This window comes from Nocardioides sp. zg-1228, assembly GCF_017086465.1.
In the GTDB taxonomy this organism is placed as follows: Bacteria; Actinomycetota; Actinomycetes; order Propionibacteriales; family Nocardioidaceae; genus Nocardioides.
The window spans coordinates 972,254-985,518 of sequence record NZ_CP070961.1 but is presented as its reverse complement, the minus strand read 5'-3'; the positions used below and the strand labels follow the sequence as shown (position 1 = coordinate 985,518).

Genomic DNA, 13,265 nt, shown 5'->3' with positions numbered 1-13,265 from the left:
CGACGACGCCGCGGGGACCCCGACACCCACGAGGACCCACCGATGAACGTGACGTTGAAGATCTGGCGTCAGCCCGACTCCGCCAGCCCCGGCGCGATGCACACCTACGAGCTGGCCGACGTGTCCCCGGACATGTCGTTCCTCGAGATGCTCGACGTGCTCAACGAGCAGCTCAACGACCAGGGCGAGGACCCGATCGCCTTCGACTCCGACTGCCGCGAGGGCATCTGCGGCATGTGTGGGCTGATGATCAACGGCGACGCGCACGGGCCCGAGGTCACCACGACCTGCCAGCTGCACATGCGCTCGTTCGAGGACGGCGAGACCATCACGATCGAGCCGTGGCGCGCCGACGCCTTCCCGGTCGTCAAGGACCTCGTCGTCGACCGCGGCGCCCTCGACCGGATGATCCAGGCCGGCGGCTACATCTCGGTCAACACCGGCTCGGCCCCCGAGGCCCACTCGGTGCCGGTGCCCAAGGACGACGCCGACCGCGCCTTCAACGTCGCGACCTGCATCAGCTGCGGTGCCTGCGTCGCGGCCTGCCCCAACGGCTCCGCCTCGCTCTTCCTGGGCGCCAAGGTGACCCACCTCGGCCTGCTCCCCCAGGGGCAGCCCGAGCGCGACGAGCGCGTGGTCAACATGGTCGCCCAGCACGACCACGAGGGCTTCGGCGGCTGCACCAACATCGGCGAGTGCACTGCGGCGTGCCCCAAGGAGATCCCGCTCGACGTGATCTCCCAGCTCAACAAGGACCTGCGCACCGCCATCAAGCACGGCCACTGAGCGGCAGCTCGAGTCGGCGCGTCCTGACGCTCAGGCAACCCCGAGTACGACAGGCAGGACGCGCCCACTCGATCCCGAACGACGTTCAGTGGCGGCGGCGGACGAGCGCGACAAGCCCGAGCATGGCGCCCGCCCCGGCGGCGAAGGCGGCCTTCGGGGAGGGGAAGGGCTCCGCCGACGGGTGGGCGGCTGCACCGGCCGACGCACCGGCCAGGTCGATCCGCGGGCCCGCGGGCAGCAGCTCGGCCACCTCCTCCGCCTCGCGGCGGGCGCGGGCCTCGCGCGAGGTGTGCGCCCACGAGGCGGCCAGCATGACGACGCGCGAGAAGTAGTTGATCCAGATCAGCAGCACGAGCGCGATGCCGAAGACGGCGAACGCCGGCTGGTTCTGCGTCGAGCTGATCAGGAAGGTCGCTGCCTGCTTGAGCACCTCGAAGCCCACCGCGCCGAGGAGCGCGCCACTCCACAGCGAGCGGTCGGGGGTGTCGTGGTCGGCCAGGATCTTGAAGATCGCGAAGAACAGCAGCGTGTTGGCGCCGAGTCCGACCGCGATCGCGAGCACGGTCAGCACCGGGCGCAGAGCGAGGTCGAGCCCGAGCCAGTCGAGGATGTGGCTGGACAGGGCGGTGACGACGCCGGAGACGGCCACGCTGAGCAGCAGCACGACGCCGATCAGCACCAGCGAGACCAGGTCCTTGAGCTTGCCCACCACGAAGCTGGGCTGTGCGCGCCGCGGCGTCTCGAACACGATCTGGAGCGCGTCGCGCAGGCCGGAGACCCACCCCAGCCCGGAGTAGAGGACACCGATGGCGCCGATGCCGGCAGCGGCGCCGGCGCCGTCCTGGAAGGCGTCGATCGAGATCTCGCCGGGACCGGCCTTGCCCTCGACCACCATCGGCAGCACCGACTGGATGGCCTTCACCACCTGCTCGGTGGCGTCTGAGTAGATGCCCGCGACCAAGCCGACCACGGCGAACGCGAGCGCCAGGATGGGGAAGAACGACAAGAAGCCGAAGAACGTGACCGCACCGGCGAGCGCGTTGCCCTTCACGGCGCCGTAGTGCTGGATCATCCGGAACAGGTGGTCGATGAACGGGCGGCGCTCGCGCACGGCGGCGACGCGCTGCTTGACCGTGTCGACGACGCTCATCGCCCGCCCAGCCGGTAGTGGTGGGTCGGCTGCCAGCCGGCCCGGTCGTCGTGGACGTAGAGGCTGAACTCCTCCACCGCGAAGCTGCACTCGAAACCGGCCAGCTCCTTGTAGGCGATGTCGAGCGTCTCGTCGTCGAGGTGGTGCGCGACGGTGACGTGCGGGTGGTAGGGGAAGTGCAGGTCGACGGCGAGCGGTCCCTGTCGTACGGCGCCGGCGAGCACCTCGCACCCCGAGATCCCCTCGGCGAGGGTGACGAAGACGACCGGCGAGACCGGGCGGAACGTCCCGGTGCCGCGCAGGTGGATGGTGAACGGGGAGACGGTGGCCGCGGCGTCGGCGAGGTGGGCGGTGATGGCGTCGAGGTCGTCGCGGCGGACCTCGGTCGGCGGGACCAGCGTGACGTGCGTGGGGATCTGCGCGGCCGTGGTGTCGCCGACGCTGGTGCGGTAGTCCTGGAGCTCGCTCGCCCAGGGCTCGGGGATCGCGATCGCTACTCCGATGGTGGGCACCCCGAAACCCTACAGAACCCGATCGCGGCGACGATCGGCCCCGTGAAAGGATCGGCCGCGTGAGTGAGACCTTCCGCGCCGCCCAGGCTCGCAGCGACGCCATCGAGGAGCAGATGGCGAAGGACCCGGCATCGCTGCGCATGCTCACCGGGGACCGTCCGACCGGGGCACTGCACATCGGCCACTACTTCGGCTCGATCCGCAACCGCCTGCGCCTGCAGGACAGCGGCGCGGAGATCTGGCAGCTCATCGCCGACTACCAGGTGATCACCGACCGCGACGTGCTCGGCGACATCTCGAGCAACGTGCGCAACCTGCTGCTCGACAACATCGCCGCGGGCCTCGACCCCGACCGGGCGACGATCTTCACGCACTCCTCGGTGCCGGCGCTCAACCAGCTGATGCTGCCGTTCCTCAGCCTGGTCAGCGTCGCGGAGCTGCAGCGCAACCCCACGGTCAAGGACGAGGCCAGGTCGGCCGGCATCACCTCGATCGGCGGCCTCCTGCTCACCTATCCCGTGCACCAGGCCGCCGACATCTTGTTCTGCAAGGCCAACGTCGTCCCGGTCGGGCGCGACCAGCTGCCCCACCTCGAGCAGACCCGCGTCGTCGCGCGCCGCTTCAACGACCGCTACGCCCCGGTGTTCCCCGAGCCCGGCGCGCTGCTGTCCGAGGCTCCTCTCATCCTGGGCACCGACGGCACCAAGATGAGCAAGTCCAAGGGCAACGTGGTCGAGCTGCGGATGAGCGCCGACGAGACCGCCAAGAAGCTCAAGGGCGCCAAGACCGACAGCGACCGCGTCATCACCTACGACCCGGACGCGCGGCCCGAGGTGGCCAACCTGCTCACCCTCATCGGCCTCTGCGAGGGCGTCGACCCGGCCGTGGTCGCCGAGGAGATCGGGGACGGGGGCGGCGGTGCCCTCAAGCGGCGCCTGACCGACGCGATCAACACCGAGCTGGCACCGCTGCGCGCCCGCCGGGCCGAGCTCGAGGCCGATCCGGCCTACCTCGACGAGATCCTGCGCCGCGGCAACGCCCGGGCCAACGAGGTCGCGGACGCGACGCTGGCCGAGGTCAGCGAGGCGATGGGCATGGTCTACAGCTGGGCCTGAGCGGCCCGAGCCCGCACTGCCCGGGTCGATCCCGTCAGACGGCCCAGCCGACGTTCTCGGCGAAGAAGTCGGCCGCGGGGTAGATCCCCTTGAGCTCCTGGCGTCGCTGCAGCAGGTCGACCACAGCGCTGACGTTGCGGTCCGCCAGCTGCCGGCGGCGCTCCACCTCGCGCACGATCTTGTCGTCGTCCATCACGTCCTCCTCGGGAAGATCTCGGGCGGCCTGCCCGCCCTTCGTGGATTGGATCGTTACAAGTCTGCGCTACGCAAGAGTTCCGCGTGTGTTAACTCCGTGCAACATCACCGGAAAATGCGTGCATCGTGGTGCGTGCAAGGCGGCGCCGAGCACCCCGGCGTTCAGGCGGGCACGGCGTCGCGCTGGCGCACGTGGAGCCTCGCGGAGAGCAGCAGGATGGCCACCCCGAGGATCGACAGGGCCAGGCCGACCAGGGCCGGGGCGCGCAGCCCCCACCCGCCGGCGATGACGAGGCCGCCGAGCCAGGCGCCCAGGGCGTTGGCGACGTTGAGCGAGGCGTGGTTCATCGCGGCACCCAGCGTCTGCGCGTCGCCCGCCACGTCCATCAGCCGCAGCTGCAGGTTGACCACCAGCACCGAGCCGAGGGTGGTGATGAGGAAGACCACCGGCAGGGCGGCCCACCCGTGGGGCGCCGCGAGCCAGAAGGCCAGCATCGTCGCGGCCATCCCGACGCCGCCGATGATCAGCGAGCGGAAGATCGACCAGTCGGCCATGATCCCGGCCAGCGAGGTGCCCGCGACCATGCCGAGGCCGAAGAAGAGCAGGAACACCGCCACCGACCGCTCCCCCAGGCCACCGACGTCGGTGACGACCGGGGCGATGTAGGAGTAGACCGCGAACATGCCGCCGAAGCCGACGGCGCCCGCCAGCAGCGTCAGCCACACCTGGGGCACCTTGAACGCCGCGAGCTCGCGCAGCCCGCTGGCCTCCGCGTCGCCGGGGACGGACGGGACGAACCAGGCGACGAGGGCGAGGGTCACCACGGCCAGGCCGCCGGCGGCCCAGAAGGCCGCGCGCCACCCGAGCTCCTGCCCGAGCACCGTCGCCGCGGGCACGCCGATCACGTTGGCGAACGACAGCCCGAGCATGACCAGCGAGACCGCGCGCCCCTTGCGGGAGGGACGGGCCATGCTCGCGGCCACGAGGGAGGCGACGCCGAAGTAGGCGCCGTGGGGCAGCCCGGCGGCGAAGCGGGCGGCCATCAGCTGCTCGTAGGACGTCGCGAGCGCGCTCAGCCCGTTGCCGGCGGCGAACGCGACCATCAGGGCCACCAGGAGGGCCCGGCGCGGGAGTCGCGCGCCGAGGAAGGCCAGCACCGGCGCGCCGACGACGACCCCGACGGCGTACGCCGAGATGACGTGCCCGCCGGTCGGGATGGAGACGTCGACGCCGCGCGCGATCTGCGGCAGCAGGCCCATCGTCACGAACTCGGTGGTCCCGATGGCGAAGCCGCCCATCGCCAGGGCGAGCACGGCCAGGCCGAAATGGCGCGCCGTCACCGAGGGGACGTCGAGGTGGCCGGACGTCGGATGGTCGGGAAGCTCGGTCGGGTCGGCGGTCGTCGTCATCACCTGGCGCAAGAGCAGGACCCCCGGGGTTTGTTCCCCGGGGGTCCTGCCTGTGACGTGCGTCGCGGTCAGTCCAGCGAGGCGATCGCGTCGTTGAAGGTCGCGGACGGACGCATCACCGCGGCGGCCTTCTCCGGGTCGGGGCGGAAGTAGCCGCCGATGTCGGCGGGCTTGCCCTGGACCGCGAGCAGCTCGTCGACGATCGTCTGCTCGGCCTCGCGCAGGGTGCCGGCGAGCGAGGCGAACGCCGCCGCGAGCTCGGCGTCCTCGGTCTGCTTCGCCAGCTCCTCGGCCCAGTAGAGGGCGAGGTAGAAGTGCGAGCCCCGGTTGTCGATCGTGCCGAGCTTGCGCCCGGGCGAGCGGTCCTCGTTGAGGAAGGTCTCGGTGGCCTTGTCGAGGGTGTCACCGAGGATGCGCGCCCGCGCGTTGTCGTCGTGGTCGGCGAGGTGCTCCAGCGAGGCCGCCAGGGCGAAGAACTCGCCGAGGCTGTCCCAGCGGAGGTAGTCCTCCTTGACCAGCTGCTGCACGTGCTTGGGCGCCGAGCCGCCGGCGCCGGTCTCGAAGAGGCCGCCGCCGTTCATCAGCGGCACGATCGAGAGCATCTTGGCGCTGGTGCCGAGCTCGAGGATCGGGAACAGGTCGGTGTTGTAGTCGCGCAGCACGTTGCCGGTCACCGAGATGGTGTCCTCGCCACGGCGGATCCGCTCCAGCGAGTACGCCGTCGCCTCCGCCGGCGCCATGATCTCCAGCGACAGGCCCTCGGTGTCGTGGTCCTCCAGGTACTTCTTCACCAGGGCGATGAGGTTGGCGTCGTGGGCGCGGGTCTCGTCGAGCCAGAACACCGCCGGGGTGTCGCTGGCGCGGGCGCGGGTGACGGCGAGCTTGACCCAGTCGCGGATCGGGGCGTCCTTGGTCTGGCAGGCGCGCCAGATGTCGCCGGCCTCGACGTCGTGCGACATCAGCACCTCGCCGGCGCCGTTGCGCACCTCGACGCGGCCGGCGGCGGGGATCTCGAACGTCTTGTCGTGCGAGCCGTACTCCTCGGCCGCCTTGGCCATCAGCCCGACGTTGGGCACCGAGCCCATGGTGGAGGGGTCGAGCGCGCCGTGGGTGCGGCAGTCGTCGATCGCGGCCTGGTAGACGCCGGCGTAGGAGGAGTCGGGGATCACCGCGAGGGTGTCCTGCTGCTCGCCGTCGGCGTTCCACATCTGGCCCGAGGTGCGGATCATCGCAGGCATCGAGGCGTCGATGATGACGTCGGAGGGCACGTGCAGGTTGGTGATGCCGCGGTCGGAGTCGACCATCGCGAGCGCCGGGCCCTCGGCCAGGCCCTTCTCGAACGCCGCCTTGATCTCGGCGCCGTTGTCGAGGGAGTCGAGGCCGGCCAGGATGGCGCCGAGGCCGTCGTTGGCCGACAGGCCGGCGGCGGCCAGGTCCTCGCCGTACCGGGCGAAGACGTCGGCGAAGTAGGCGCGCACCACGTGGCCGAAGATGATCGGGTCGGAGACCTTCATCATCGTGGCCTTGAGGTGGGCGGAGAAGAGCACGCCGTCGGCCTTGGCCCGCGCGACCTGCTCCTCGAGGAACTCGTCGAGGCGGGCGGCGCTCAGGAAGGTCGCGTCGACGACCTCGCCCTCGAGGACCTCGAGGTCGGCCTTGAGCACCGTCTCCTGGCCATCGGTGCCGACGTGGACGATGGACAGCGTGTCGTCGGCCGGCATCACCACGGACTGCTCGTTGGTGCGGAAGTCGTCGTGGCCCATGGTGGCGACCGCGGTCTTGGACTCGCTGCTCCACGCGCCCATCGAGTGGGGGTGCGTGCGGGCGTAGTTCTTCACCGACGCCGGCGCCCGGCGGTCGGAGTTGCCCTCGCGCAGCACCGGGTTGACCGCGGAGCCCTTGACCTTGTCGTAGCGGGCGCGGATCTCGCGCTCCTCGTCGGTCTGCGGGTTCTCGGGGTAGTCGGGCAGGTCGTAGCCCTGCGACTGCAGCTCGGCGATGGTCGCCTTGAGCTGCGGGACGGAGGCCGAGATGTTGGGCAGCTTGATGATGTTGGCCTCGGGCCGGGTGGCCAGCTCGCCGAGCTCGGCGAGGTCGTCGGCGAGGCGCTGCTCGTCGCTCAGCCGGTCGGGGAACTGGGCGATCACGCGGCCCGCCAGCGAGATGTCACGGGTCTCGACGTCCACACCGGCGGTCTTCGCGTAGGCGGCGATGATCGGGAGGAACGAGTACGTCGCCAGGAGCGGCGCCTCGTCGGTCTGGGTGTAGATGATCTTGGCCATGGGTACGACAGCTCCTGTAGATCGTGATCTGATCCGGGCATAACTCTTGACGTCAAGATACCTGACGTCAGACCCGCCTGACGACTTGCCTACCCTCGCACCCCCGTCCCGACGCCGCTAGGCTCGACGTGGCCTACGAGGGGTACGGCCACCCTGACCTTGGAGGACGAGCGAATGAGCGACACCGTCGAAGCCACACCCACCACCGGACAGAAGTTCACCGCGGAGGCGATGGGCACGTTCGTGCTCGTCTTCTTCGGCTGCGGTGCGGCCGTCTACACCGGAGGCGACATCGTCGCCACCGGGCTGACCTTCGGTCTCACCGTCGTGGTGATGGCCTACGCCGTCGGGCGCATCTCCGGCGGACACTTCAACCCCGCCGTGACGCTCGGCGCGGTCCTGGGCGGTCGCCTGCCGTGGAACCAGGTCGGCATCTACATGGCCGCCCAGCTCCTCGGCGGCCTCCTGGCCGGCGCGGTGCTCTTCGCGCTGGGCCACGGCTTCGACGGCTTCGTCGCCGAGGGCAACATGGGGCAGAACTTCTTCGGCGACCAGGGCTCGGGCTTCGCCTGGTGGGCCGCCCTGCTGCTCGAGGTGCTGCTGACCGCGGTCTTCCTGTGGGTCATCCTGGGCGTCACCGACGAGCGCAACGAGGTCAACGTCGCGCTCGGCCCGCTCGCGATCGGCCTCGCGCTGTCGATGATCCACTTCGTCGCGATCCCGCTGACCGGCACGTCGGTCAACCCCGCCCGCTCCATCGGCGTCGGCGTCTTCGCCGGCATGGACGCGGTCGCGCAGCTCTGGCTGTTCGTCCTCGCGCCGCTGCTGGGCGCGGCGATCGCCGGCCTGACCTACCCGCTGCTCTTCGGCCAGGGCGCTGCCCCGGTCGCCGGCTCCGGCCTCAACTTCGGCGGCGGCCGCAAGGACCAGAACGTCCCGGGCAACTACGAGGCGCAGTGGAACCAGGGCCAGCAGGGCGGCTGGGGCCAGCCCGGCGCCGCCTGGGGCGCTCCCCCGCAGCAGCAGTGGGGCCAGCCCGACCCCTACCAGCAGCCGCAGCAGCAGCCCGACCCGGCCCACGGCGCACCCCAGGGCGCGCCGCAGCAGCCGGGCCAGTGGGGCGGCCAGCCCGCGCCGCAGCAGCCCGGTCAGCAGTCGCAGCCGGGCCAGTGGGGCCAGCCCGCCCCCCAGCAGCCCGGCCAGCAGCCGCCCGTCCAGCAGCAGCCCGGCCAGAGCGCTCCGGGCCACTGGGGCAACCCTGACGGCGACGACGACGGTCGCACCCAGGTGCGCCGCCCGGACTGACTCCGGGTCAGTCGGCCGGCTCGGCGGTCCAGCCGTCGTCGAGGTCCACCAGCCCCACGAGGCCGGCACCCTTCTCGTACACCGTGCGGGTCGTGGTGCCGGCCTCGTTGCGCAGCTGCACCAGCGCGGCCGACTGGTCCTCGATCGTGCTGCTCGCCCGCGGCAGGCCGGGCACGTCGTAGGCGAGCCACCCGTCGCCGAGCCGCGGGTCGGCCGGCATCGCGAGCCCGGCCTGAGCAGCGTCCTCGCCCGCCCGCCAGCTGCCGGTGCCCCCGTCAGCCCCGTCCGCGCCGACGAGCCAGACGTTGCCCGCCGTGTCCTGGGCGTAGAGGCGGGTCTCCACGCTCGTCGTGCGGCCGGTGCCGTCGTCGAGGTCGGTCGTGGTGCGCACGGCCGTGGCGTCGAGCCCGGCGACCGGGACGGTCGCCTCGAGCACCTCCACCTCGATCGTGCCGAGGTCGCGAGCGCCGTCACCCACGTCGTAGGTCCGCCGCGCCCCCGGCTCGAGGGCGAGCCACGGGTTGTCCACGGCGTCGACGAAGTCGGCGGGCTCGGGGCTCGGCGTCGGGACGACGAGGCCGTTGATGCCCGGGGAGTCGTAGGGCGCCGGCTGGCCGACACCGCCGCAGCCCGCGAGGCCGAGCGCCAGGCCGGCGGCGAGCAGCGCCGTCGCCGCCCGCCCCCGGCGTACGACTCGTGGCGCCCTCGTCATGGGCGCCAGCATGCCAGCCGCAGACCAGCCGACGACGCCGGGCCGGGCGCTGCTAGCGTCAGCGGGACAGACCTCACCGACCTCATCTCGCGAGGAGAAGACCACCGTGACCTCCGCTGAACCTCTCAAGGTCGCCGTCACCGGCGCCGCCGGCCAGATCGGCTACAGCCTGCTGTTCCGCCTCGCCAGCGGCGCGCTGGCCGCGGACCGCCCGATCGAGCTCCGACTGCTCGAGATCGAGCCCGCCCTCAAGGCGCTCGAGGGCGTCGTCATGGAGCTGGACGACTGCGCGTTCCCGCTGCTCTCCGGCGTCGAGATCGGCGCGGACGCCGAGAAGATCTTCGACGGCGTCAACCTCGCGCTGCTCGTCGGCGCGCGTCCCCGCGGCCCGGGCATGGAGCGCGGCGACCTGCTCTCCGCCAACGGTGCTATCTTCACCGCGCAGGGCAAGGCCCTCAACGCCGTGGCCGCCGACGACGTGCGCATCGGCGTGACGGGCAACCCGGCCAACACCAACGCGCTGATCGCGATGAGCAACGCCCCCGACATCCCGCGCGAGCGGTTCTCGGCGCTGACCCGCCTCGACCACAACCGGGCGATCAGCCAGCTCGCCGCCAAGACGGGCGCGAAGGTCACCGACATCGCGAAGATGACGATCTGGGGCAACCACTCCGCGACCCAGTACCCCGACCTGTTCCACGCCGAGGTCAACGGCCAGAACGCCGCCGAGCTGGTCGGCGACCAGGCCTGGCTGGAGAACGACTTCATCCCGACCGTCGCCAAGCGCGGCGCGGCGATCATCGACGCCCGCGGCTCGTCCTCGGCCGCCTCGGCCGCCTCGGCGACCATCGACGCGGCGCGCGACTGGCTCTTCGGCTCCGCGGCCGACGACTGGGTGTCGATGGCGGTCGTCTCGAGCGGCGAGTACGGCGTCCCCGAGGGCCTGATCTCCTCCTTCCCGGTCACCACCTCCGGCGGCGACTGGTCGATCGTGGAGGGCCTCGAGATCGACGACTTCTCCCGCGCGCGCATCGACGCCTCGACCGCCGAGCTCGACGACGAGCGCAAGGCCGTCACCGAGCTGGGCCTGATCTGACGAGCAGGCGCGTCCTGACCGCTGGCTCACGTCGAGTCGGCGCATCCTGACCGCACCTCGACCGCCGAGCCGGCGCCCGTGTCCCTTCTCGGGGCACGAGCGCCGGCTCGCGGCGTTCAGAAGCCGGGCTGGTCCGGGATCGAGCCGGCGAGGAAGATCAGCGACCCGCCCAGGACGACGAGGATGAGCGCGTCCAGCACCTTGTGGCGCACGGCCAGCATCCCGGCGTCGCGCCGGCGCAGCACCAGGCGTACGAGCGCCGCGGCGATCAGCGCGCCGCCCACCATCCGGATGCCGGTGCGCCACTCGTCGAGCACCACCACGACCATCGCCACCGCGACGACGCCCAGGACGAGCAGGTAGAACGCTCCCCCGATCGTCGAGGGGTAGCGGCGCGGCTCGTCGGGGTCCTCAGGCGGCGGCTCCGCCGAGACCGGCGGCACCGACTCGGGCGGCTCGACGGACGGCTCCGGGGCGTCGGGGTCGGGCATGTCAGGACCGGACGGACTTCTCGGCGATCTCGACGATGTTGCTCAGCAGCATCGCCCGCGTCATCGGACCGACGCCCTTGGGGTTGGGCGAGACCCAGCCGGCGACGTCCCACACGTCGGGGGCCACGTCGCCGGTGACCTTGCCGTCGACCCGCGACACGCCGACGTCGAGCACGGCCGCGCCGGGCCGGACCATGTCGGCGGTGATGATGCCGGGGACTCCCGCGGCCGCGACGACGATGTCGGCCCGGCGCACGTGGGAGGCGAGGTCGCGGGTGCCGGTGTGGCAGAGGGTGACCGTGGCGTTCTCCGAACGCCGGGTCAGCAGCAGGGCGAGGGGGCGGCCGACGGTGATGCCGCGCCCGACGACGACGACGTCGGCGCCCGCGATCTCGACGCCGTGGCGGCGCAGCAGCTCGATGGCCCCGACCGGCGTGCACGGCAGCGGTCCGGCCTCGCCGAGCACGAGCCTGCCGAGGTTGACCGGGTGAAGCCCGTCGACGTCCTTGGCGGGGTCGACGCGCGACAGCAGCGCGAACTCATCGAGCCCGGTGGGCTGCTGGACGAGAAAACCGGTGCAGGCGTCGTCGGCGTTGAGCTCGTCGATGACGGCCTCCACCTCGGCCTGGGTGGCGCCCGCGGGAAGGTCGCGCCGGATCGAGGTGATGCCGATCTCCGCGCAGTCCTTGTGCTTGGCGCCGACGTACCAGTGCGAGCCGGGGTCGTCGCCGACCAGCACGGTGCCGAGCCCGGGGACCACCCCCTGCTCACGGAGTGCGGCGACTCGCTGCGCGAGCTCGGCCTTGATGGTCCGCAGCGTGGCCGCGCCGTCCAGGGTCTGTGCCGTCACGCGGGCCAGTCTAGGGATCGGCTCGCTCAGACCCCGACCGGCGCCCCGATCCGGACCAGGTGCCGCTCGGCCGCGCGGGCAGCGGGGTGGGCGACGACGGCGGCCGTCATGCCGATCACGGCGATGGCGACCCAGCCGACCGTGCCGACCGTGAGGGCGAGCCAGGTGTAGAGGGCCGGGAAGACGATCGGCTCGACCTGGTAGCCCAGGCCCCAGATCCCCTGGTAGTCGCCGAGACGCCGGTGGTCGGAGAGCTCGGCGGTGAAGCACCAGTCGGCGGCCGACTGCCACAGCTCCGCGCCGGTGATGGTGACGTGGCCGATCCAGATCAGCACGATCGAGACCCAGCCCACCGTCTCGTGGGTCCAGGCGATGAGCCCGCACGAGAGGACGAACGCGTAGCCCGACCACCGCGCCGCCCGCAGCGACCCGTCGACGGAGTCGGCGACGCGGCTCGCGCGCACCTGCAACGCGACGGCGAGGACCGTGTTGGTGCCGAACAGCCAGGCCACCAGCGTCACCGGCGCGTCGGTGCGCTCGACCAACCACAGCGGCACCACGACGTTGAGCAGCACCTGGTTGGACGAGAGCACCCCGTTGCAGACGCTCAGCACGACGAAGCCCGGGTTGCGCCAGGCCGGCGGCGCCGCGACGGGCGTCCCGTCGTCCTGCACCTCCGGCACGGCGCGCGCCACCGCCGGCAGCACCGTCGCGATCAGCAGCGCGTTGAGCACCAGGAGGGCGCCGGTGACCAACGGGATCAGGCGCACGGCGTCGAGGCCGATGCCGAGCGCCACTCCGCTGGCGCCGGCGCCCAGGGTGTAGCCGACGTTGCGGGCGGCGCGCATGTAGGCCATCGCCCGCACGCGGACCGCACGCGGGAAGACCGCGATCCGGTAGACGTTGCGCGCGTTGCGCCCGGCGGTCTCGAAGATCGCGAGCACCGACAGCATCGCGACGAAGGTCGCCATGTCGCCGATGAACGGCCACGCGAGGTAGAGCGCCGCCTCCACGAGGCTCGCCACGGCCCACAGCGGCTTGGCGCCGACCCGGTCCGCGAGCCGGCCCATCGGCAGCTGCAGGACGAGGGTGACGCCCGCGGCGATCGACATGCCCAGCCCGACCTGCGCCCCGCTCAGCCCGACGACCTGGGTGAAGTAGACGGCGGTGCCGGCGAGGAACGTGCCGGTGGCGAACGCCGACAGCACGCACTGCCAGACCAGGTCGCGCTCGAGCTTCGTCGGCGGGAGGACCCGCTGCCACCACCGCACGTCGTACCCCCACTCGGCTATCTTGACGTCAAGATAACAGGGGTCGGTGGTGCGCGCGCGGCATTTTCCGCGCCGCGGCGCCCCCTCCAC

The 13,265-nt window shown here is 71.9% G+C and carries 13 protein-coding genes; 4 read left to right on the top strand and 9 right to left on the bottom strand.

Annotation, left to right across the window (positions count from 1 at the left end; translation table 11 throughout):
• The first annotated feature begins 42 nt into the window (after positions 1 to 42).
• Positions 43 to 786 carry a succinate dehydrogenase/fumarate reductase iron-sulfur subunit gene (locus JX575_RS04725; protein WP_186341335.1) on the top strand — a complete coding sequence of 248 codons (744 nt, stop codon included), beginning with the start codon at positions 43 to 45 and terminating at the stop codon, positions 784 to 786.
• 85 nt (positions 787 to 871) lie between these two features.
• Here JX575_RS04725 and JX575_RS04720 read toward each other — a convergent pair whose 3' ends face one another.
• Positions 872 to 1,936: a YihY/virulence factor BrkB family protein gene (locus JX575_RS04720; RefSeq protein WP_186341334.1), complete on the bottom strand. Its 1,065-nt coding sequence runs from the start codon at positions 1,934 to 1,936 to the stop codon at positions 872 to 874.
• Positions 1,933 to 2,448, bottom strand: coding sequence for a 2'-5' RNA ligase family protein (locus tag JX575_RS04715; RefSeq protein ID WP_186341333.1), 516 nt, complete (start codon positions 2,446 to 2,448; stop codon positions 1,933 to 1,935). The genes JX575_RS04720 and JX575_RS04715 overlap by 4 nt, the downstream gene beginning before the upstream one ends.
• 59 nt (positions 2,449 to 2,507) lie before the next feature.
• Between JX575_RS04715 and trpS the strand changes: the two genes are divergently transcribed.
• Positions 2,508 to 3,563 (top strand): tryptophan--tRNA ligase, encoded by a 1,056-nt coding sequence (gene trpS / locus JX575_RS04710; protein ID WP_241005336.1) that lies wholly within the window; start codon positions 2,508 to 2,510, stop codon positions 3,561 to 3,563.
• A gap of 34 nt (positions 3,564 to 3,597) precedes the next feature.
• Here the strand turns inward: trpS and JX575_RS04705 are convergent, their stop codons facing one another.
• The 3 genes from JX575_RS04705 to JX575_RS04695 form a co-directional block, all read right to left on the bottom strand.
• The gene (locus JX575_RS04705; RefSeq protein WP_186341332.1) at positions 3,598 to 3,756 is read right to left on the bottom strand and encodes a hypothetical protein; all 159 of its coding nucleotides are present in this window, start codon (positions 3,754 to 3,756) and stop codon (positions 3,598 to 3,600) included.
• A gap of 164 nt (positions 3,757 to 3,920) precedes the next feature.
• Positions 3,921 to 5,168: an MFS transporter gene (locus tag JX575_RS04700; protein WP_186341331.1), complete on the bottom strand. Its 1,248-nt coding sequence runs from the start codon at positions 5,166 to 5,168 to the stop codon at positions 3,921 to 3,923.
• A gap of 68 nt (positions 5,169 to 5,236) precedes the next feature.
• Positions 5,237 to 7,450 (bottom strand): NADP-dependent isocitrate dehydrogenase, encoded by a 2,214-nt coding sequence (locus JX575_RS04695; RefSeq protein WP_186341330.1) that lies wholly within the window; start codon positions 7,448 to 7,450, stop codon positions 5,237 to 5,239.
• 174 nt (positions 7,451 to 7,624) lie between these two features.
• Between JX575_RS04695 and JX575_RS04690 the strand changes: the two genes are divergently transcribed.
• Positions 7,625 to 8,755: an aquaporin gene (locus JX575_RS04690; RefSeq protein WP_186341329.1), complete on the top strand. Its 1,131-nt coding sequence runs from the start codon at positions 7,625 to 7,627 to the stop codon at positions 8,753 to 8,755.
• Between the two features lie 7 nt (positions 8,756 to 8,762).
• On the opposite strand, the gene JX575_RS04685 is transcribed toward JX575_RS04690, so the two are convergent.
• Entirely contained in the window at positions 8,763 to 9,467 is a 705-nt protein-coding gene (locus JX575_RS04685) for a hypothetical protein (protein WP_186341328.1), read from the bottom strand.
• 106 nt (positions 9,468 to 9,573) lie between these two features.
• Here JX575_RS04685 and JX575_RS04680 point away from each other — a divergent pair, with 106 nt between their 5' ends.
• Positions 9,574 to 10,563 (top strand): malate dehydrogenase, encoded by a 990-nt coding sequence (locus JX575_RS04680; protein WP_241005335.1) that lies wholly within the window; start codon positions 9,574 to 9,576, stop codon positions 10,561 to 10,563.
• A 116-nt stretch (positions 10,564 to 10,679) separates the two neighbouring features.
• On the opposite strand, the gene JX575_RS04675 is transcribed toward JX575_RS04680, so the two are convergent.
• The 3 genes from JX575_RS04675 to JX575_RS04665 are packed head-to-tail and all read right to left on the bottom strand — an operon-like array spanning position 10,680 to position 13,265.
• Positions 10,680 to 11,054: a DUF3017 domain-containing protein gene (locus JX575_RS04675; RefSeq protein ID WP_186341326.1), complete on the bottom strand. Its 375-nt coding sequence runs from the start codon at positions 11,052 to 11,054 to the stop codon at positions 10,680 to 10,682.
• A gap of 1 nt (position 11,055) precedes the next feature.
• The gene (locus tag JX575_RS04670) at positions 11,056 to 11,904 is read right to left on the bottom strand and encodes a bifunctional methylenetetrahydrofolate dehydrogenase/methenyltetrahydrofolate cyclohydrolase (protein WP_186341325.1); all 849 of its coding nucleotides are present in this window, start codon (positions 11,902 to 11,904) and stop codon (positions 11,056 to 11,058) included.
• A 26-nt stretch (positions 11,905 to 11,930) separates the two neighbouring features.
• Positions 11,931 to 13,265, bottom strand: a complete 1,335-nt coding sequence (locus JX575_RS04665) for an MFS transporter (protein WP_241005334.1) — start codon at positions 13,263 to 13,265, stop codon at positions 11,931 to 11,933.